The following is a 20544-nucleotide window of genomic DNA, read 5'->3' as shown; positions in this document are numbered from 1 at the left end:
GAATGAGTGCTTCTGGTGTCAGTCGCTTGCCGCGTTGATCGGGTTTGGCTGGCGCTTTTCGATGGCGTATTTGAGCAGTGCTGCGCTGCGGAAGATGCCGTGGGCAAATTTGCTGTACGGCATGGTCAGGAAGAACGCCATGACCAGGCCGAGATGGATCGCCAGAGCCAGCCCCAGGCCGCTGGTTTCACGCAGGGCGAGTAACGCCAGGCCGCTGGCACTGATCAACAGCAGCAGTGCGATAAAGCCGCGGTCCATGGGTTTTTGCTGCTCGTCGCCCTGATCCGGATGACGGCGCAGGTTCAGCCACAACAACCCGGCGGGGCCGACCAGCAGGCCAAGCCCACCGACAATCCCCAGCATCACGGGCAGGCTGAACACGGGATACGGAGCCGACCAGTGCAGGACAAAGTGATAGAGGGTGGCGACGCCGGTCGCTGCGAAGCACAGCAGGAAGCCGTAGAAGGTCAGGTGGTGGAAGCGCCGACGCCACAGGGTGAAAGCGTCGTCGCTATTGTTGCAGCCCTCGCCATGCCCGCCGTCCAGATACTTGAGCCGGGCAACGCTGGACGTCGCCTCAAGGGCCGCTGAGGTTTTAAGCCCCAGGCTGGCACTGGCAGGTGATACATCGCGCCAGAAGCGGCGTACGCCCAGGGTCAGGGCAAGCACTGCAAAGCCGAACACCGGCCCGAACATCAATGCCAGTGTGTTGTGCGGGAAAATTCCGTAGAAATTGCCCCCGGGCATAGCGGTAAAGAGATTGCCCATCACCAGCAGCATGAGGCACAGAAATAGCGTCAGCCCCGCCGCAGTGGCCAGAGCCAGGGTCAGGCCGTTGCGCTGATACAAAGTGCCCAGGGCCTTGGGCCAGGCGTATTCGGCGTAGGTGTCCAGGCGTACCTTGGCCATGGCCTTGGGTATATTGATTGCGAATTCGTGGGGAGCTGCGTATTGGCAGGCATGCAGGCACGCACCACAGTTGTGGCAAAGATTGGCCAGGTAGTGGATATCGGCCTGGCCAAACTCAAGACGCCGGGTCATGGCCGGAAACACCGCGCAGAAGCCCTCGCAGTAACGGCAGGAGTTGCATATCGCCAGCTGGCGCTGGACTTCGGTTTCATCAAGGTTCAATACCGGGATCAATTCGCCGGATGCCTTGGGATCAAACAGTTGCATGTCGAGATTCCGATATCGTGGAGGAAGGGCCATAGCCCACGGAGGCCGCGGCCTGGACGCCGGCAATACGCCCGAACGCAGTACCGATGGCCATGCCGATACCCGCGGTGTAGCCCTTGCCCAGCACGTTGCCGGCCATCATTTCGCCGGCAACGAACAGGTTGGGGCTGGGCTCGCCATTGAAATGCACGGCAGCGGTTTCGTCGGTGGCAAGGCCCAGATAGGTGAAGGTAACGCCCGGTTTGAGCGGATAGGCATAGAACGGTGGTTGCACCAGCGGCCGTGCCCAATGGGTTTTGGCCGGGGTCAGCCCCCGGGTGTGGCAATCGTCCAGCGCGGTGTGGTCGAAGGTGCCGACGTGACAGGCCTGGTTGTAGTCCTCCACGGTTTTCACGAACGCAGCCTGGGGCAGCTGCAACTGGCGGGCCAGATCCTCAAGGGTGTTGGCCCGGGTACCGGGGAAGACCGGCGGCATGAAGCGGCCGATGGCTTGCTGGTCGATGATCGAGTACGCCTGTTGACCCGGTTGGCCCGCCACCAGCCGTCCCCAGATGGCATAGCGCTTGGGCCAGAAATCTTCGCCCTCATCGTAGAACCGCTCGCCGTCACGGTTGACGACCACACCCAGGGATACGCAATCGATGCGCGTGCAAATACCGCCGTCATACAGAGGGGCGCGAGCATCAATGGCGACCATGTGCGCCTGGGTCGGATCGCCGATGCCATCAGCACCGTGATCAAGCATGCGCCGCAGCAGGATACCGGTGTTGAACCGTGTGCCACGGATCAGGAAGTTGTCCGAAGGCCATTCCCCCCGTTCATTCTGCCCCCAGGCTTCGCGCAGCCATTCGCGGTTGGACTCAAAGCCGCCAGCTGCCAGTACGCAGGCCCGGGCTTCAATGCGTTGCGCGGCCACGGCCTGGCCATCGACCTCATGGGCGCCAATGTGGGCGGCGATAAATTTGCCGTCCTTGAGCTCAATGTCGGTCACTTGCGTGTTGTAGCGGATCTCGACGCCCAAGCGTTCGGCACTGCGGAAATAAGCATTGACCAGGGCTTTACCGCCGCCCATGAAAAAGGCGTTGGTCCGCGCCACATGCAGCGCGCCTGATAGCGGCGGTTGAAAATGCACGCCGTGGGAGCGCATCCAGTCGCGGCAGGTGGACGACGCACGAATGGCGATTCGGGCCAGCTTCTCATCGGTGATACCGCCGGTGACCTTCAGCAGGTCTTGCCAGTATTCCTCTTCGGGATAGGCATCGATCAGCACATCCTGAGGAGCATCGTGCATGCAGCGCAGGTTACGCGTGTGTTGTGAATTGCCGCCTCGCCAAACCTTGGGCGAGGCTTCAAGCAGCATGACGCTGGCGCCGGCTTCCCGAGCCATCAGTGCGGCACACAGGGCTGCATTGCCGCCACCTATGATGAGTACATCGATCATTATTTCTCCTCGGTTCCCAAGGCAGCCGGAGCAAAGTGCGCCTTGCAAAGGAGGGAGAAGGTAGGTGACAGCGCAAAGCGCCGAAAGACGGGATTCGACGCGGGGTGTTTAGTTTTATTAAAGGGTTGGCCGGTTCGGGTTGCTAGCCGCTGGCGGTTTCAACCAGGGTTGCGCCGGGCCATTGCTGATCGAGCACCAGTTTTTTTGCCACCTCTACCATCACCAGCCGCGTGGCCAGCGCCGCCGGGGACAGTTCGTCATCGGCCAGGGTCGCCAGAAGATTACGCCGGCCCACATGGGGATCAGTGATTTGCACCAGTGAAAGCCCGGACTCGCCTTTAAGCGCCGCTGCCGCGCCGGGTTGAATCGTGGCGGCATGCCCGGCCCGCACGGCGTTCATCAAGATTGCCAGACCGTCGACTTCCATCACGATATTGGGGGTGATCCCCGACCGCTCAAAGGCCGTCATCAAGGTTGAACGCAGCCCGTGTTGCGAACTCGGCATCACCAGCGGCAAGCCCCCCAGATCGGCTATCTGCACGCCATCACCGCGAGGAGCATTGGGCAATTGGGGTGAGGCGATGACAAACAGCTTTTCATCCAGCAGGGGGGTGATGCTCCAGCGCTTCCCGCCTTCGAGCTGAAACAGGATGGCCAGGTCGATCTGGCGGGCATTGAGCTGCGTGGCCAAATGGCCCGACAGCATTTCCACCAGATGCAACTGAATGTCCGGATAGCGCTCACGCATCGCATTGATCAAGGGCAGCGCGAGCACGGTAGCCGTGGTCGGGGCCAGGCCGACGCTGACGTACCCGCTCATACGGCCGCGATGGGCAGCCATCACGGCGTTTTCCGCCTGACGCAGGGTCAGTTGGGCGTGATGTAAAAAGGCAACACCGGCGTTGGTGGGGGTGACGCCGGTGGAGGTGCGATTCAGCAGGCGGGTCGACAGCTCGTTTTCGAGCCTGGAGACTTGCTGGCTCAGGGCCGAAACCCCGACCTCCAGCTCCAGGGCGGCACGTCCAAGACTGCCCAGTTCAACAATCTTTACGAAATAGCGCAGTTGCCTCAACTCCAAACGATACCGCTCCCCTCAAATGCTGATTCAGACGCCGGGAAATGCCTGGCGAGTCGCGCCGCTATTGTGCCCATCCCGGGTTCAACGCAGAAAGCGACTTTTACCCCAGGCCGCCGGTTATTGGAAGCTGTAAGGCGTGAGCGCGGTCGGATCAATGTTCTGATCGACTTTCAGCAGCGCCTCTTTGAGCGGGCACAGCAGGCCGACGCTGGTTTTGCGGCAGTCTTTGGCGCTGGCGAAATCACCCTTGAGCGGTTTTTCGGCGCCGTCCAGCCGGGTCAGGTTGCGGATCTGATCCATCGACTGGGCTTCAAAGGCGATGCGCAAAAAGTACTCGCCGGTTTTGACTTCCCGGTAACGCTCGAACTGCAGGGTGCCCACCGGCGGGATGTTGTTTTCCAGATAGTCACCCAGTTTCCAGCCGAAGCCGAGCATGGTGCGCAGGTACGAGATGTTGGTGTCATGGGCCACCAGCAGCATCAGCGGTACATCGGGCGGGGTGCCTGGGGCATCTTTTTTGGCGAAGGAGGTGCCTTGCTTGAGCTCCAGGGAAATCTGGTTCATCAGCTCGGATGCGCCACGGCTGGCGATATAGGGGATGTCATTGAGGAAGTCGTATTTGGCTTTGGTCAGTACCATCAGGCTCGACACTTCGGCCGGGGTGCGGGCATTACCGAAAGCGACCTTGTCCAGCGGCAGGCCCTGGCTGTACTCCAGACGGAACACTTCGCCCATGTTGGCCCCGGCGCTCAGGCCCTTGATCGAGAAGCGGCCCTTGGCATTTTCTTCGAGCACCCAGGGCTGTTTGCCGTACGGGCAATCAGCACCCGGCAAGCAGGCCACTTCCCGAAGTTTTTCTTCATAGGGTTTGTAGCGTGCCTGGGCGGCTTCGATGCTGCCCCCCAGGGCTTTGAATATGCCGGCCTTGGCTTTGTCCGGGTCGAGTGCGGCAAATGGCATTTCATTGGCCTGGAACAGGGCGTCCTGTTTGCCTGCAACGTAGGTCGGCTGGAAACCGCAACCGGGGAACATGCCGTCGAGCAAGGCCTGGGCCGTGGCTTTGGTGCGTTGCAGGGGGCTGGCATGGACCAGCAGTTGGCTGGCGTCCGGGCAGCCTTTGGGGATCAGCCCGGCAGTGCGCAGCACCTGGCCCCGGTAGCGGCCCATTTCCACGGCGCCGGTGTAGCCGTGACCGGTCAGGTTGCCCAGGGGCACCAGCCAGGTCGGCCATTGGCGTTGGGTGACGCTGGTGAGCAGTTTTTCATTGGACTCGGTAGGCGGGCGGACTCCGTGGCGGCTGACCTGTACCACTTTATCCAGGACGTAGCCGTCACTGGATGGCGTTTGGGCAAAGGCTGGCGGGCTGAGCATGCCGGCCAGCAGCAGGCTGGCATAGAGCGAGGTCTTCATGGGTTTTCCTTTTAGTCTTCCTGGACACAATGGGCGCAGAGTCTAGTCGGCTAATGACTCAAGTACGGTGAATCCTGTAGTCGCTGCCAAAGGTTGCGATAAGGGCCCAAGGACCTTCGTCTCTGTCCGGCCCCATCGCAGCCTGCGGGTTTATGGGTAGCGCGCTGTGGTCATCGCTGTGCGGTCAATGGCTTTGCTCAGGTTGCTGGCAAAACTCTCCAGCGGGCACAGGGTGCCAACCGCGGTTTTCTTGCAGCCGGGCTGTTCGAAGTCCACCTGCAGCGGCGCGTTGTTGCCGGTCAGCGGGGTCAGGTTGCGGATCTGATCCGGTGACTGGGTCACGAAGGTGGTCCTGATGAAGCGTTCGCCACTGTTGGTATCGCGATAGCGTTCAAAGGCCAGGGTGCCGGTGGGCGGGATGTTGCCGGGCTGGTACTCGCCCAGGGCCCAGTGAAAGCCGAGCATGGTGCGCAAGTGCGAGAGGTTGGTGTCGTGGGCGACAATCACCAGTAACGGGGCTTTGGGCGGATTGCCCAGCGGGTCGGATTTTTCCAGTGCGGTGCCTTGTTCCAGTGCCAGCAGCAGCTGGTTCATCAACTGCGAACCACCGCGTTTGGCAATGTGCGGCGTGTCATTGACGAAGTCGTACTTGGCGCGGTGCAGTCGGGTCAGGGCCATCACCTGTTTGGCGTTGGCGGCATGGCCGAAAGCGACTTCGGACAAAGGTTTGCCTTCGCTGTATTGCAGGCGAAAGGTTTCGCCCAGGGATGACGCCTTGTCCAGGCCCTTGATCTTCAGACGCCCCTCATCATTCTGTTTAAGCACCCATTCGGCTTCGTAGAACGGGCATGGTTTGCCTTCGATACAGGCTGCGGCCTTGAGCAGGTCCAGGTCCGGTTGCAGTCGGGCCTTCGCCGCCTGCAGGTCACCGCCCAGGGCCTTGAGGATTTCACCTTTGGCGATCACCGGATCGATGCGGGCAAAGTCCATCTTGTCGGTCTGGAACAGCGGGTCGAGTTTTTCCGTGCTGGCCAGGGCCTTTTGTCCGCAGCCGGGGAACATGCCGTCGAGCAATGCGCCAGCGGTGGCGCGGGTACGCTGTTTGGGGCTGGACAAGGTGTACACCGTGGTGGTGTCCGGGCAACCCGCCGGGAGCAACCCGGCCTGACGATAGTGCCCGGCCTGCCAGGCGCCCATCAGGCTGGCTGCCAGATAGCCGTGGCCGGTGAGTTCGCGGTCACGCACCAGCCAGGTGGGCCACTCGCGCCGGGTGGCGTCCACCAGTTTTTGCGTGTCGGTCTGCGGGCGTACGCCGTGGCGGCTGACCTGCACGGCTTTTTCCAGTACGTAGTGGCCGTTGTCCTGGGCGTGGGCAATCTGGGGGGCGCTGATGCTCAGGGCCGCCGTCAGCAGCGGGCCGCTGAGGCGAAAAAGGGCCGAAAGAGAAACGTTCATTCACAGTCTCCTGGAGGGGGTTGCAGGGGGGCGCGCGATCAGAATTTGTATTTAAAGCCCACGCGATAGCGGGCCTGACGCTCGTCGGTGTCTTTGTCGACGTACACGTCGGCCACTTCAAAGTAAGGAATAAACCGGTGGGTCACTTTGTAGTCGATGACGAACTTGTTGCTGTAGTTACGCTTCTTGCCGTCAAACGCTATCTGGTTGCTGTAAATCTCTTTGCGCGCTATGCCGATGGACATCCGGTCGGTTCGGTACTTGCCGCCCAATGACCAGACGTTGTCCCTTTTGCTTTCCTTGCCGTCATCTTTATAGGTGGTGACCTTGTAGTAGTAACCGGGGATCACGGAAAAACTGTTGTTCAACTCGTAGGGGAACTTGAACGCCGGTTTATAGGACTTTTTATCCTTGCCCTGGGAGTAGGTGAACTTGGGTTTGAACTTCAGGCGCTTGGTGAGTTTGTGTGAATACTTGACCTTGCCTTTCAGGGAATCCTTGGTCATGTGTTCAAACGGCTGGCCGGGCTGACCGTTTTCCTTGACTGCGGGGCTGGCAACCATCTGGAAGGAGAACGCCAGGCCATTGTCCAGGGCCTGGGTGATCATCACCTTGTCGGTGTGGTCGCGATCCTTTTCGTTGTACTGATGCTGGTAGTCCAGATCCAGTGCGTGGGACGCAGTGGGCATCAGCATGAGCGCGCCTTCCAGTGCTGTGAAGCACAGGGCGGCGATCAGACCGTTGTAGCGACCGGGTTTGCACACGTGTGCATTCCGCGGCGAAAAAAAAGATGTGTTCAGGGCTTCATTCAATGGATAGGTCATCTTGTTTGCTCGTTTATTGTTGTTGTTAGTTCCAAGACACGGCGGTATTGCTCTTGGGAAACACACAACTCCTTGCTGGCCAGTCGCCAACTATGCGGGATGAATGTTGCAGGTATATGTCACTTTTTGTTTCAGGATCAAGAGCGGTTTAAATCTTTGCCGGTTCAGCAAAGGCTGCTGTTTTACCCATAGGCGGTTGTGTGCGCTTTTGGATATACAGGGCAAACAGGGCGGTCATGAGCACCGAGATCAGCGAGGCACTGACCCAGAAGATCGACAGGGTCTGGAATTGATAGACCTTGCTGCCATTGCTCAACACCGTAGTGCCGTGCTCGATCAGTACGCCGGTGAGAATTTCACCTGCTGCAGCGCCGCCATAGCTGGCGATACCGATCATGCCCAGCGCAGCACCGGAAGCGCTTTTGGAGGCAATGTCAGTGGCCATCAGGCCGCCGAGGAAACACAGCAGAGCCCCCATCGACAGACCGAAGAACATCATGGCCGTAGCATCCAGCCAATAGTGGCCGGCCGGAACGAACAGGAATGCGGCCAGCGACGCGGTGTTCATCAAGCCGAAGATCATCGCCAGGGCATTGCGCTTGCCGTTGAAGAAACGGTCCGAAATCAGCCCGCTCAGGCCGGTACCGATAATCCCGAAAACCCCGGTAATGGAGATCAGTGTCGAGGCGCTGAGGGTGTTGTAGGCCTTGGCGTTTTCCAGGAAGAACACGCCCCAGGAAATCACTGCATAGCGCCCGATGTACATCAGGCAAGAGGCCAGGGCGAGCAGCCACAGGGCCGGGTTTTTCAGCAGTTCCAGCTGTTTGCCGAAGATGCTCGGCCCCGTCTTGTCATGGGGTTCAGGGGCTTGTACCGGGGGGAAGCCGCAACTTTGTGGCGAGTCGGCCATAAAAAAGTAAATCAGGGCCAGACCCGCCAGGCCCATCAGGGTGGCGAGCCAGTAGCCGAACTGCCAGCCCCAGGTCACCACCACAGCGGCCACGGCCACGTAGGTCAAGGCTTCGCCCAGGCTATGGGCAATCGACCAGAAGCCATAGAAGGTTCCGCGTTCCTTGTCGGTGTACCAGCGCGACAGCGAGACCACGCACGGCCCGACCCCCATGGATTGGGCCCAGCCATTGAGGCCCCAGATCAGGGTCAGAATGATGGTGTTGGTGGTCATGCCCATGCAGGCATTGACGATGGCGCTGAGCAGCAGGCCCAGCATCATGAAGCGGCGCACATTGGAGTGATCGGCCAGAAAGCCGTTGACCAGTTTGCCGATGGCATAGGCGAAGAACAGCGCCGAGCCGATGATGCCCAGTTGGGTGGGGCTCAGAATGTTGTTCGATACCAGTGCCGGCTTGACCACGTTGAACGAGAGGCGACACACAGAGAACAAGGCGTAGCTCAGTGACATGGATATAAAGGTCTGCCAGCGCAAAACCCTGAACCTTTACATGTCCTGGCTGGGGATACCCTCGCGGGCAGGTGCAGCCTTGAAGGCATTGAGTAGAGATTTCATGGCGCAAGATTTCCTGTTTTTGTTTTTCTAGGGGCCTGCTTGTAAAACCTTTTCTGGATCTGTCCGGTGCAGCCTGATTGATCTGACCTGCCGGGTTGAGCCCGCAGCCACAGCAGTCAGCTGTTCAGAGAAGGCCCGATCATACGGGCCAGTGCCGGGTACAGCTGAGGCGCGGCCACCAGTAGCGGGTTGCCTTCGATCAGGCCCCGGTCCTTTAAAAAGTCACTGCATTGACCGCCGGCTTCGCTGACCAGTACCAGACCGGCAAGGCAATCCCAGCTGTTGATATGGGTTTCGTAGTAACCGAGCAGGCGCCCGGCGGCGACGTAGGCGATCATTAATGCACCCGAACCATTACGAATGAACATTCCGCCTTCATCCAGCAGCTGTTTGATGAATGGCAGAAAGTGTTCCTTGCCCCGTCGATGGGAGGTACCGACCCCGGTTACGCCCAGGGTCAGATCGACAGCCGGGTTGACCACGATGGGGGTCTGGTTGACGTAGGCGCCCAGGCCTTTGCAGGCATGGAACAGTTCGTCATGGTTGGCGTCGGCCACGGCGCCCAGGCTGGGCACGCCATCCACCAGCAAGCCGATGGACACACACCAGGTGTGCAGGCCGTTGACGAAGCAGCTGGTGCCATCAATCGGGTCGACCACCCAGATGCAGCGTGCCTGCAAATCGCTGCCGCCGGTTTCTTCGCCGAGAAAGCCATCTTCGGGGAAGTGTTGGGCCAATTGCCCCTTGATGAAATCTTCCAGTTCGCGGTCGGCCATGCTGACCACGTCCTGGCCAACACCGTCCTTGTGCGCGACTTCCAGGGTTTCGCGCTGGCGATAGTATTCAAGCCCCAACTGCGCCGCCTGTACGGCGATGCGCTGGGCTTGCAGGTAGCGATGTTCGAGGGCCAGCGGCTGGTTTGGGTCGAGGTCCAGATGAGCAGTGAGGGTTGCCGGCATGCTTTTTTCCTTGGGTTGCACACGTGTGCAATCTGCTGTTTAAAAAAAGTGAATGGACCTTTTTGCCTTGGGGCGGGCAGGGGGCGATTCACTGTTGGGCTAATACAACACGAAACAAAAATTCAATTCAACATAAAAATAAAACAATTATTCCACTGTGCTGCCGCGACGAACCAGAGACACCGCAATAGAGCCGTGCAGACCACAGTGCTGAAAATTTTTGCGACGGGCGACAATTGCGGCTACCGCGCTTTTTGCCAGTTCACTGCTGTTCTGGCGCAGGGTGGTGAGGTTGTAGGCCAGGTGCGCAGCCTGGGGAATATCGTCGAAACCTATGACTTGCACGTCGTTCGGCACCGATAACTGCAACTTGTAACGCAGCCCGTCCAGCGCGCCCAGGGCCAGCATGTCGGTGGCACAGAACAGGGCGTCCGGTCGCTCGCGGCCGCTGAACAATTGTTGTACGGCGCCAAGTCCGCCGTCATAGCTGGGCGCTGCATCCAGAACCGCGACCGGGCTCAGGCCCGCTTCGGCGAGCCGGTCGCGAAAGCCTTCCCAGCGTTCGCGGCTACTGAAGTTGTTTTGCCCCTGGCCGATGAAGGCCAGGCGTCTGGCGCCACCGGCGAGCAGGGTGGCGGCTGCCAGGCGGCCGCCGCCGCGGTTGTCGCTGCCGATTACCTCGGCGCCTTCCAGTTCGTGTCCGCGGTTGATCATGGCCACCGGGATCTGGTGTTTCAGGTAATGCTGAACCACCGACAGCGGCGGTGATGCCGAGGTCAGAATCACCCCGGCAATCTGGTAGCTGAGCAGTTCGTGCAGTGACTGTTCGAGTTGCCGCGGGTCATCGGCGTTCATCAACAGTGGCATCAACCCCTGTTTGTTCAGCGCCTCGGTGATCGGACTGAGCAGGCTGGCCCGAAACGGGCTTTCAAAACCTGCGGTGACCACGCCGACGAAATTGCTGTAGCCCTTGTTCATGGTGCGGGCGATCAGATTGACCTGGTAACCCAGGGCCCGGGCCGCAGCCATGACCTTGTCGCGGGTAAGCGGCGACACGCTGGCGCCCGGGGTGAAGGTGCGTGAAACCGCTGAACGGGAGACTCCGGCATGGCGCGCGACGTCGTGGGCGGTGATCAAGTGAGTGTCGTCTTTAGGCATGCCGGGCACTGCGAAGAAAAATAGAATCGCCACCCTAATGGCTTGTGTTGCCGTTGCATAGGTATCGGCGTTTTTTCGCGCTATCACGCTCTACGTCGTCGCTGCCAAGGAACAAAGACTGCGAGGGCAGATTCAGCGAGCTGAACATCTGAAGGCCTGGGGCCCTTATCGCAGCCCTCGTTCCTCGGCAGCGACTACGAGGGTATTCCAGGAATTGTTCGGCGACTGCTTGAAATCCCGAACGGGTGGTGCGTATTTTGTACGGATTGCCGTTCGCGGCCCGTACCACAACAAGGAAAGTGTCATGACGACCGATGACCAGCGCTCTCTCGCACAGCGATTGACCGGCATTGACGAGATTGAATGTGTGACTGCCGATTTGAACGGCGTTCCCCGGGGCAAGGTAATGACTGCAGCGGGGTTCCTCGAAGGGCGGCGTTTGCAAATGGCCCGGGGGGTGTTGCTGCAATGCATCATGGGCGGTTATCCCGAGGCGCGCTTTTACGGCAGCGATGATGGCGATCTGGCACTGGTGCCTGACCCGGCCCACATCTATCCCTTGCCCTGGAGCCAGCAACCCCGGGCGCTGGCCATTTGCGACGCGGATGAATTCAGCGGTGAAAGCTCGCGTTTGTCGACCCGTGGCCAGTTGAAGGCGGTCATCGCCCGTTATGCCGCTCGCGGCCTGGCGCCGGTGGTGGCGACAGAACTTGAGTTCTTTGTGTTCGCGCCCAACCCCGATCCGACCCAGCCGTTCCGTCCGCCGGTGGGGCTGGACGGTCGTCGCGAAGACGGTTTTTCGGCGTTCAGCATCAGTTCCAATAACGGTCTGCGGCCGTTCTTCAATGAAGTCTATGAGTGCATGGCGGCACTGGGCTTGCCCCGTGACACCTTCATGCACGAAATGGGCGTCAGCCAGTTCGAGATCAACCTGCTGCATGGCGATCCGCTGCTGCTGGCCGACCAGACCTTTTTGTTCAAGCACCTGCTTAAAGAAGTCGCACTCAAACATGGCCTGACCGTGGTGTGCATGGCCAAGCCCCTGGCGCACACGGCCGGCAGCTCGATGCATATTCACCAAAGTGTGGTGGAACTGGGCAGCGGACGTAATGTGTTCAGCGATGAGGCGGGGCAGCCGACCGCGACCTTCCGTCATTTTATCGGCGGACAACAGGCGGGCATGGCCGACTTTACGGCGCTGTTTGCGCCGAACGTCAACTCCTATCAGCGCCTGTGCCACCCTTATGCATCGCCGAACAATGCCTGCTGGTCCCATGACAACCGTGCCGCAGGGTTGCGGATTCCGGCCAGTTCACCGGTCGCCCGGCGGGTCGAAAACCGCTTGCCGGGGGCAGACGCCAACCCCTATCTGGCGATTGCCGCGAGCCTTGCGGCGGGCCTGTACGGGATTGAAAACGAGCTGGAGCCGACGGCTGCGATCCAGGGTGAATTCGAAGTGCCGGATTCTTTGTCCCTGCCATGTACCTTGCATGCCGCCCTTGAGCGTCTCAAACGCAGTCACTTGGCGATTGAACTGTTCGGTAAGGAGTTCATCGAAGGTTACATTGCGTCCAAGACCCTGGAACTCACCAGCTTCTATGATGAAATCACCCCCTGGGAGCGTCGTGTATTGGCGGCTCAGGCTTAATCGTTCAAGCGCCTGCCACTTGGCATGAGCGTTTGACACTGTGGCCGCCGGCTATCGAAGGATTGCCGGCGGCCCGCACACGGAGCTGCACGGAACGCCATGCACCAAATCTGGAAGTCTTTTCGCGCCCTGTATTTTGCTTCGCTGATGATGTTGATCGGCTCGGGGCTTTTGAGCACCTATCTTGCCCTGCGCCTGGCTGCCGACGATGTCGACGGCTTGTGGATCGGCGCATTGATGGCGGCCAACTATTTTGGTCTGGTGCTGGGCGGCAAGATCGGTCACCGGCTGATTGCCCGTGTCGGTCATATCCGGGCCTATGCCACCTGCGCCGGTATCGTCGGGGCAGCAGTACTGTGCCACGGCCTGACGGACTGGTTGCCGATATGGTTGCTGCTGCGGGTGATCGTCGGTCTGGGCATGATGTGCCAGTACATGGTCATCGAAAGCTGGCTCAACGAGCAGGCTGATGCCAAGCAGCGTGGGGTGGTGTTCAGTCTGTACATGATCGCTTCCTACCTGGGTCTGGTACTCGGCCAGCTGGTACTGGTGATTCATCCGGCCCTTGGCCCTGAATTGCTGATGCTGGTGGCGTTGTGTTTTGCCCTGTGCCTGGTGCCCGTGGCCATGACCCGGCGGATTCACCCGGCGCCGCTGCACCCGGCACCGATGGACCCGAAATTTTTTATGAAACGGGTACCGCAGTCATTGATTGCGGTACTGGGCGCCGGCTCGCTGGTCGGCTCCTTTTACGGCCTGGCGCCGCTGTATGCGTCGCAGCAAGGGCTGTCCACCGAACTGGTCGGCCTGTATATGGGCTGCTGCATTTTCGCCGGCCTGCTGGTGCAGTGGCCGCTGGGCTGGCTGTCGGACCGTTATGACCGGCCTTTGCTGATCCGGATCTTTGCCTTGATCCTGGCGGTGGTTTCATTGCCGCTGGCAATCCTGCCTTCAGTGCCGCTGCAAGTGTTGTTTGCAGCAGGTTGCCTGAGTGCGCTGGTGCAGTTCTGTATTTACCCGCTGGCTGTGGCGTTTGCCAACGACCACATTGAAGGCGAGCGCCGGGTTTCGCTGACCGCCATGCTGCTGGTGACCTACGGCATTGGCGCGAGCATCGGCCCTCTGGTGACCGGGGTGCTGATGAAACTGTTTGGCAGCCATATGCTCTACGCGTTTTTCAGCGTTGCGGGGTTACTGCTGGTTTGGCGCATACGGCCGAATGCGGTCACCAACCTGCACCAGGTCGACGATGCGCCTCTGCATCACGTTGCCATGCCTGACAGCATGTCCAGCTCACCGCTGGTGGCAGCGCTTGACCCGCGGGTGGATGAGCAGGTGGTGCAGGATCAGATGGTGGACAACATCGCACCGGAGCCTGAACCTGATCCTGAAACCGGGCATTCAGAACCTGAAACCAGGCCTGAGCCCTGAAGGCAGGAGCGAACTGACTGTAGGAGCGAGCTTGCTCGCGAGCTTTTGATCTCTCTTTGAAGAGCTCGCGAGCAAGCTCGCTCCTACAGGTTTATTTCTTTTTTACAGGCTTATCAGTAGTCGTCTTTATCGAACTGGCGCGCTTCGCGCTGCAGTTGATAGACAAAACGCTCGACCTGACGCTGCACAGCCCCGCTGATGTTGTGAAACCGCAGGCCGGCAAAGGTGACGTTGAGGCGCTCTTCAAAATGCAGGTAGCGCAACTCCACGGCCGTGGTCATGGCGCCGAAGGGCAGGGCGGCACTGAAGCGCTCATACACCTGGCCCAGCTGCATGCTCTCGCTGATATTGCCTTCGAAGCGCAATTTGCAGCCCGTGGCCGATACATCAAGCAGCTTGCCCTTGAGCGGCGCCTTGAGCTTTTCGCCCGCCACTTCGACATTCACCAGATTGGCCAGTTTGAGTGCCGCGCGAAATGCGTTGCGCCGCTGGTGGTACAGCACTTCGCCCGGCAGGGCGGTGCGGTAGCAGCGGTGGTCATGGGCGTCGTCAATGGTCAGGCGGCTGGTGCATTCCCAGGCGATGCGTACGCCTTCATGGAAACCTTCAACCCGAAACGGTACGCCGTCCTGAAGAAAACGCTCGCCGTCACGGGGGATCATTTCGTCCAGGGCCATGGAGTTGCCCTCACGATCCACTTCGACCACATAGCTCTGGAAGCGCTGGCTGCGGTCCTGGAACGTAATAATCAGCGGGTCATGGCTCTCTTGCAGCATGCGCAGGCTGGAGGCCACTTCCAAAGGTGTGGAAAGCACCTTGGGTGGCTGCGGAGCATCTTGGGAATCGAACACGGTTCAGCGGTCTCCGGACAATAAACAGCAACACGCAGGGGGGGGGGGTGGCATTTTGCCATTGTGTTGCGTGTCTAGATAGCGTGACCGTGCAGGTTCAGGCCTGGCTGTAAGCGCGGGGTTTATCCAGCATTGAGGTCGAGCCGCGGGCGTCATACAGCGAAGGCGCTTCGCCGCCGTGCAGGATGCGCAACTGATTGGCGGTGATCGCCTGTTGCGTCTGGATCGATTGGCCGTTTAGCAGGTTGGCTGCCTGGCACCGGGCCAGCAACTGGTTCAGCAGATCGCTCTGTGTCAGCAATTGCTCGCCCACGCTGGAGTGGCTGGCAAGGCTTTCGAGGCCGCGGCGGTTGGTGGTCAAGCCCAGGCTTGCCAGTATCTCGCTGCGTCGGCGGCCATGCTGTTCAAGCAGGATGATCAGCGACTGTTTACGCGCCAGAATATTTTCCAGCACCCGCATGTCGCGGCTTTTGAGGGCAATGGACTCGTCCTGCAAGAGGCCGAGCAGTTGCTCGGCCGGTGCCAGATCGTCATTGATCAGTTGCAGCAAATTTTCATCGTGGATGTTGTGCATGTCGGGCTCATGGGTGTTAAGCGTCCAAAAGCCTGGCACTGGCCGTGGGCCTAGCGCTCAGCTTCTATATTCAGCAGTTTGCCGGCAACCCGATTGCTGTCGACTTTATAACTGCCATCGGCAATGGCTTGCTTCAATTCGGCAACCCGATTTTTATCGACCACCGGTTGGTCACGCAACGAGTCACTGATTTTCTGCAACTGTTGAGCTTCTTGACTGAGGTGCACAGATTCACCGCTTGGGGCGCTGACACTGGTTTGTTCAGGTTTTTTTGCAGGGGCCGCTTGCGTGGCGCTACCCGCTTCCTGGTTGGCATTGCTGCGGGTACTGCCGTTTAAGGGCGGGGCACTGTTGAGACGGCTAAAGTCGATGACCATGACGAAAAACCTCTGGGTATTTGGACGCTTGCCATGTTTTCGGCCAAATCCGGGAAAACTTTAGGCGCGATTAATCATGGCTGACTGCTTGTCGGTACTGACCTGCGTCAAGGCACAGTGTAGGAAAGTCGCGAAACTGATGCCAATTTTCCTAGAGTGCTACTTCAACCTGGCCCGGTGCGGTAATCCGTGCCCGGATGACGCGCTTGGAGTTCAGGTTCTTAACCCGGATCTGTTCGCTGAGGCCACCATCAGACAGGGCCTCGCCGGGCATCTTGACACTTAATGTGCCGCTACGTGCGCTGATCACCACGTGATCGCCTTTACGCACGGCCGCAGCCTGCTCCAGATGGGTGAGGGTCAGCACCTGATCAGTGACCATGGGCCGCAGCAGCTTTTGCCCCACTGCCAGCTCGGTCGCGGTCAGGTAGCCCTGTTTGATCAGGCTGATATCGCGCTCGCGCAGGGTGACATCGGCGTAGTCGATGACCATGCCGCGCTGCAGGGGGTGGGTCACGGTGACGACATCGCGGAACAGTTTGACCTGTGCCGGAACAAAGATGGTCCAGGGTGAGAGCCCTTCACAGCGTACACGCACAATGACGCGGCCCATGGGTTGGGCAGGGCTCTCGAGGCTGGCTGTCAATTCCTTGTCACACCAGGCCAGGCGCAGCCGGGGGTCGAGGTTGTTGACCTGGATTTGATAGCGCCCCTCGATCTGACCAGTGGCAAGGTAGTCTTCGACGGTAAATTCAAGAAAGCCCTGGGTCACGCCGATAAGCTGATCAGGCGATGTGAATTCATCGGCGTGGGACGGCATGCCGATAACCGTCAGGCACAAGGCCGCAAGCAGGCTGAAACAGCAGCGCGGCACGTGGCAGGATTTTGTCGTTTTAGCGTTCATGGCAGATAAATAGCAAAGCCCGTGCCGTTTGCCGGGCAATGTGTGTCGTAACTTAAAGTTTTAACAGGAGCTGAGTATGGCCGGGGTGATGGATGCGGTTAACCAGCGCACTCAACTGGTAGGGCAAAACCGCCTTGAACTGTTGTTGTTTCGTCTGGACGGGCCACAGCTTTACGGGATCAACGTGTTCAAAGTCAGGGAAGTGCTGCAATGCCCCAAGCTGACAATGATCCCCAAATCCCATCCAGTGGTATGTGGAGTGGCGAATATTCGCGGGGCGACCATCCCGATTCTCGATCTGGCAATGGCCACCGGGTCGGGTCCCCTGCAAGATCTAAGCAGCCCGTTTGTCATCATCACCGAGTACAACACCAAGACCCAGGGCTTTTTGGTTCGTTCGGTCGAGCGTATCGTCAACATGAACTGGGAAGACATTCATCCGCCACCCAAGGGTGCCGGTCGCGACCATTACTTGACGGCTGTGACGCGACTGGACGAGCAACTGGTGGAAATCATCGATGTGGAAAAGGTTCTGGCTGAAGTTTCGCCTTCGCCGGAAACCATTTCCCAGGGGGTGATAGATGTCGAAACCCAAGCCAGAGCGCTGTCTTTGCGGGTGCTGACGGTCGATGATTCGTCGGTGGCGCGCAAACAGGTTGCCCGTTGCCTGCAAACGGTCGGGGTCGAGGTGATATCGCTGAACGACGGCCGTCAGGCGCTGGACTACCTGCGCAACATGGCGGGTGAAGGCAAGGACCCGGCCGAAGAGCTTCTGATGATGATTTCGGATATCGAGATGCCGGAAATGGACGGCTATACCCTGACCGCCGAGATTCGTAACGATCCACGCATGAAAAATTTGCACATCATTCTGCATACTTCATTGTCCGGTGTATTTAATCAGGCGATGGTCAAGAAAGTCGGTGCCGATGACTTCCTGGCCAAGTTTCGCCCCGATGACCTGGCATCCCGGGTAGTAGACCGGATCAAAGCAGCAGACCATAGCCAGGGTTCATCCCTGGCGGTCAAAACGATTTAAGAGGCGCGATCATTTGTCGACGGCTAATTTGGATTTTCAACAGTTCCGGGTTTTCCTGGAAAAAGCCTGTGGCATTTTGCTGGGTGAGAACAAGCAGTACCTGGTCTCCAGTCGTCTCAACAAGCTGATGGAGCAGCAAGGGATCAAGTCCCTGGGCGAGCTGATTCAGCGCATTCAGAGCCAGCCCCGCAGCGGGTTGCGCGAGCAGGTGGTCGATGCCATGACCACCAACGAAACCCTGTGGTTTCGCGATACCTACCCCTATGAAGTACTGAAGAACAAAGTCCTGCCCGAGCAGATCAAGGCCAGTCCCGGTCAGCGTCTGCGTATCTGGTCGGCGGCGTGCTCTTCGGGGCAGGAACCCTACTCGCTGTCGATGGCGATTGACGAGTTTGAGCGCAGCAATCCGGGACAGTTGAAAGCCGGGGTGCAAATTGTGGCCACCGACCTCTCCAGCTTGATGCTCAATACCTGCAGAACCGGCGAATACGACAACCTGGCGATTGGTCGCGGTCTGTCGCAAGAGCGCTTGCAGCGCTATTTCGACCCCAAAGGGCCCGGGCGCTGGGTGCTCAAAGCGGCAATCAAGAGCCGGGTCGAGTTCCGCTCCTTCAACCTGCTGGACAGCTACGCCGGGTTTGGCAAGTTCGACATCGTGTTTTGTCGCAACGTGCTGATCTATTTTTCGGCTGAAGTGAAGAGAGACATCTTGCTGCGCATTCACAGCACCTTGAAGCCGGGCGGCTACCTGTTTTTGGGGGCCTCCGAAGCGCTTAATGGCTTGCCGGATCATTACCAGATGGTGCAATGCAGCCCGGGGATCATTTACCAGGCCAAGTAAGCAAAACGGGAGCCCTTGTACGGCTCCTTTTTTATGTCCGCCAATCTTTCCCTGCAGGAGCAGGGAGGGGGGGGCGGCAGAAAAACGGCAGTCAGCGGTCAGGCATTGCCGCTTTTATGACATTGCCGCGCCCCATCTCCCTGCAAAGCCCTGAAATATGGCCCTTAGGTAATTGGCACGGGGTTTGCTCAGTTCATGTCATATAAAGCCTGAATTGCGTTCAGGTCAGCCCACAAAGGTTTCCCGACATGAGCATCAGCTTCGATAAAGCGCTCGGTATCCACGAACAGGCCCTGGGCTTCCGCGCACAGCGGGCCGAAGTGCTGGCGAACAATATCGCCAATGCCGATACCCCGAACTACAAGGCTCGGGACCTGGATTTTGCCTCCGTGCTCGCCGCACAAAGTGACAAAAACCAGAACGGCACGTTTGCGTTGAACAAGACCAACGGCCGGCACATCGAAGCCCAGGGCCTGAGCAGTGGCGACGAGTCCCTGCAGTACCGGGTGCCGATGCAACCGTCGATTGACCAGAACACGGTGGATGCACAGCTGGAACAGTCGAACTACGCAGAGAATGCGGTCAACTTCCAGGCCAGCTTCACTTTGCTCAACAGCAAATTCAAAGGGCTGATGTCAGCCCTGCGCGGGGAGTAATTCATGTCTCTAGCCAGTGTTTTCAATATCGCCGGTAGTGGCATGAGCGCGCAGACCACGCGCCTGAACACCGTCGCCAGTAACATCGCCAACGCCGATACCGTGTCGTCGAGCATCGACCAGACTTACCGCGCGCGGCACCCGGTGTTTGCCACCATGTTTCAGGGCGCGCAAAACGGCACCGACGGTTCACTGTTCCAGAACCAGGACGGTGCCGGCAAAGGCGTGCAGGTGCTGGGTGTGGTCGAGGACCAGAGCGAGCTCCAGGCCCGTTACGAGCCCAGCCATCCTTCTGCCGACGCCAAGGGCTACGTGTACTACCCCAACGTCAACGTGGTTGAAGAAATGGCTGACATGATTTCTGCCAGCCGTTCGTTCCAGACCAACGCGGAAATGATGAACACCGCCAAAACCATGATGCAGAAGGTCCTGACCCTCGGTCAGTGATAAGGGACGACGCAAATGAGTGTGACCGATTCCACCAGCGGCCCGACCCTTAATCAGGTACTCGCCAACTCGGCCCGGACCACGACCACCGACACCAGCCTGGGCGGGGCGTCCAAGGCCGTTGCCGGCAGTAGCTCCCTGGGCAAGGATGCATTCCTGCAATTGCTGGTCACCCAGCTGAAAAACCAGAACCCGCTGGACCCGCAGGACAACACGGCGTTCGTTGCCCAGCTGGCGCAGTTCAGCAGCCTGGAGGGCATCACCACTCTGAACGATTCGGTGAATTCCATCACGGGTGGCCTGCAGTCGTCGCAAGCCTTGCAGGCGTCGTCGCTGGTGGGCCGTTCGGTGATAGTGCAAACCGGCGAAGCCTATGTCGACCCCGCCAGCGGCAAGCCGTTTAACGGCACCGTGGTGGTCAAGGATGCCGATTCCAAACCCACCATCACTATTACCGATGCGGACGGTGAGGTGGTCAGGACCATCGACATGGGCACCCAGAAAGCCGGCAATGTCGACTTCACCTGGGACGGCAAGGATGACGACGGCCTGTTGCTGGACAAGGGTAACTACACCTTTACCGCATCCAGTAAAACCGACACGACCACTACCGCGCTCACCACCTACCTGCCAGCCACGGTCAACAGCGTGACCCTGAGCAAGACCGGCGGTGAAATCATGCTCAACCTCGCAGGCCTGGGCAGCATTGGCATATCCAAAGTCCAGACCATTGGCCTCTAAGCCGACCCA

At 59.3% G+C, this 20544-nt stretch carries 20 protein-coding genes; 7 read left to right on the top strand and 13 right to left on the bottom strand.

Features of this window, described 5'->3' with window-relative positions:
* Positions 1 to 18: 18 nt before the first annotated feature.
* From tcuB to EQV90_RS10190, 9 genes are all read right to left on the bottom strand, one after another.
* Entirely contained in the window at positions 19 to 1176 is a 1158-nt protein-coding gene (tcuB, locus tag EQV90_RS10230; protein WP_003440982.1) for a tricarballylate utilization 4Fe-4S protein TcuB, read from the bottom strand.
* Complete coding sequence (gene tcuA, locus EQV90_RS10225; protein ID WP_003440983.1) at positions 1163 to 2617, bottom strand: FAD-dependent tricarballylate dehydrogenase TcuA; 1455 nt, start codon at positions 2615 to 2617, stop codon at positions 1163 to 1165. Before tcuA ends, tcuB begins: the two co-directional genes overlap by 14 nt.
* A 142-nt stretch (positions 2618 to 2759) precedes the next feature.
* The gene (locus EQV90_RS10220) at positions 2760 to 3695 is read right to left on the bottom strand and encodes a LysR substrate-binding domain-containing protein (RefSeq protein ID WP_240878060.1); all 936 of its coding nucleotides are present in this window, start codon (positions 3693 to 3695) and stop codon (positions 2760 to 2762) included.
* 117 nt (positions 3696 to 3812) lie between these two features.
* The gene (locus tag EQV90_RS10215) at positions 3813 to 5105 is read right to left on the bottom strand and encodes a histidine-type phosphatase (protein ID WP_003440986.1); all 1293 of its coding nucleotides are present in this window, start codon (positions 5103 to 5105) and stop codon (positions 3813 to 3815) included.
* A 150-nt stretch (positions 5106 to 5255) separates the two neighbouring features.
* Positions 5256 to 6560, bottom strand: coding sequence for a histidine-type phosphatase (locus EQV90_RS10210; RefSeq protein WP_240878059.1), 1305 nt, complete (start codon positions 6558 to 6560; stop codon positions 5256 to 5258).
* 38 nt (positions 6561 to 6598) lie between these two features.
* Entirely contained in the window at positions 6599 to 7384 is a 786-nt protein-coding gene (locus tag EQV90_RS10205) for an oligogalacturonate-specific porin KdgM family protein (RefSeq protein WP_003440992.1), read from the bottom strand.
* 148 nt (positions 7385 to 7532) lie between these two features.
* Positions 7533 to 8804: an MFS transporter gene (locus tag EQV90_RS10200; protein WP_240878058.1), complete on the bottom strand. Its 1272-nt coding sequence runs from the start codon at positions 8802 to 8804 to the stop codon at positions 7533 to 7535.
* Between the two features lie 221 nt (positions 8805 to 9025).
* Positions 9026 to 9868 (bottom strand): inositol monophosphatase, encoded by an 843-nt coding sequence (locus tag EQV90_RS10195; RefSeq protein ID WP_003440998.1) that lies wholly within the window; start codon positions 9866 to 9868, stop codon positions 9026 to 9028.
* 147 nt (positions 9869 to 10015) lie between these two features.
* On the bottom strand, positions 10016 to 11026 hold the full coding sequence (locus EQV90_RS10190; protein ID WP_010655882.1) for a LacI family DNA-binding transcriptional regulator: 1011 nt from the start codon (positions 11024 to 11026) through the stop codon (positions 10016 to 10018).
* Between the two features lie 406 nt (positions 11027 to 11432).
* Here EQV90_RS10190 and EQV90_RS10185 point away from each other — a divergent pair, with 406 nt between their 5' ends.
* Together EQV90_RS10185 and EQV90_RS10180 are read left to right on the top strand one after the other, a co-directional pair.
* Complete coding sequence (locus tag EQV90_RS10185) at positions 11433 to 12674, top strand: glutamine synthetase family protein (protein WP_177412990.1); 1242 nt, start codon at positions 11433 to 11435, stop codon at positions 12672 to 12674.
* A gap of 99 nt (positions 12675 to 12773) precedes the next feature.
* Positions 12774 to 14105, top strand: coding sequence for an MFS transporter (locus EQV90_RS10180; RefSeq protein WP_127196595.1), 1332 nt, complete (start codon positions 12774 to 12776; stop codon positions 14103 to 14105).
* A 113-nt stretch (positions 14106 to 14218) separates the two neighbouring features.
* Here EQV90_RS10180 and EQV90_RS10175 read toward each other — a convergent pair whose 3' ends face one another.
* The 4 genes from EQV90_RS10175 to flgA all read right to left on the bottom strand — a co-directional run bounded on the left by EQV90_RS10175 (position 14219) and on the right by flgA (position 16727).
* Positions 14219 to 14956 (bottom strand): flagellar brake protein, encoded by a 738-nt coding sequence (locus EQV90_RS10175; protein WP_240878057.1) that lies wholly within the window; start codon positions 14954 to 14956, stop codon positions 14219 to 14221.
* 97 nt (positions 14957 to 15053) lie between these two features.
* Positions 15054 to 15521: a flagellar protein FlgN gene (locus EQV90_RS10170; RefSeq protein ID WP_029612370.1), complete on the bottom strand. Its 468-nt coding sequence runs from the start codon at positions 15519 to 15521 to the stop codon at positions 15054 to 15056.
* Between the two features lie 59 nt (positions 15522 to 15580).
* The gene (gene flgM, locus EQV90_RS10165; RefSeq protein WP_127196594.1) at positions 15581 to 15907 is read right to left on the bottom strand and encodes a flagellar biosynthesis anti-sigma factor FlgM; all 327 of its coding nucleotides are present in this window, start codon (positions 15905 to 15907) and stop codon (positions 15581 to 15583) included.
* A 151-nt stretch (positions 15908 to 16058) separates the two neighbouring features.
* Complete coding sequence (gene flgA / locus EQV90_RS10160; RefSeq protein WP_235972521.1) at positions 16059 to 16727, bottom strand: flagellar basal body P-ring formation chaperone FlgA; 669 nt, start codon at positions 16725 to 16727, stop codon at positions 16059 to 16061.
* A gap of 160 nt (positions 16728 to 16887) precedes the next feature.
* On the opposite strand from flgA, the gene EQV90_RS10155 reads away from it, so the two are divergent.
* The 5 genes from EQV90_RS10155 to flgD all read left to right on the top strand — a co-directional run bounded on the left by EQV90_RS10155 (position 16888) and on the right by flgD (position 20535).
* A complete protein-coding gene (locus EQV90_RS10155; protein WP_240878056.1) occupies positions 16888 to 17850 on the top strand; it encodes a chemotaxis protein CheV in 963 nt (320 codons plus the stop codon).
* Between the two features lie 13 nt (positions 17851 to 17863).
* Positions 17864 to 18691, top strand: coding sequence for a protein-glutamate O-methyltransferase CheR (gene cheR, locus EQV90_RS10150; RefSeq protein ID WP_003441051.1), 828 nt, complete (start codon positions 17864 to 17866; stop codon positions 18689 to 18691).
* Between the two features lie 248 nt (positions 18692 to 18939).
* Positions 18940 to 19347 carry a flagellar basal body rod protein FlgB gene (gene flgB / locus EQV90_RS10145; RefSeq protein WP_003441054.1) on the top strand — a complete coding sequence of 136 codons (408 nt, stop codon included), beginning with the start codon at positions 18940 to 18942 and terminating at the stop codon, positions 19345 to 19347.
* A gap of 3 nt (positions 19348 to 19350) precedes the next feature.
* On the top strand, positions 19351 to 19794 hold the full coding sequence (gene flgC, locus EQV90_RS10140) for a flagellar basal body rod protein FlgC (protein ID WP_003441056.1): 444 nt from the start codon (positions 19351 to 19353) through the stop codon (positions 19792 to 19794).
* A 15-nt stretch (positions 19795 to 19809) separates the two neighbouring features.
* The gene (gene flgD, locus EQV90_RS10135; RefSeq protein WP_003441059.1) at positions 19810 to 20535 is read left to right on the top strand and encodes a flagellar hook assembly protein FlgD; all 726 of its coding nucleotides are present in this window, start codon (positions 19810 to 19812) and stop codon (positions 20533 to 20535) included.
* The last annotated feature ends 9 nt before the right edge of the window (positions 20536 to 20544 follow it).

The sequence above is a fragment of the Pseudomonas sp. TMW22089 genome, assembly GCF_022496645.1.
Taxonomy (GTDB): Bacteria; Pseudomonadota; Gammaproteobacteria; order Pseudomonadales; family Pseudomonadaceae; genus Aquipseudomonas; species Aquipseudomonas paraversuta.
The sequence above is the reverse complement of the archived record's forward strand: the minus strand, read 5'-3'. Positions and strand labels throughout refer to the sequence as shown.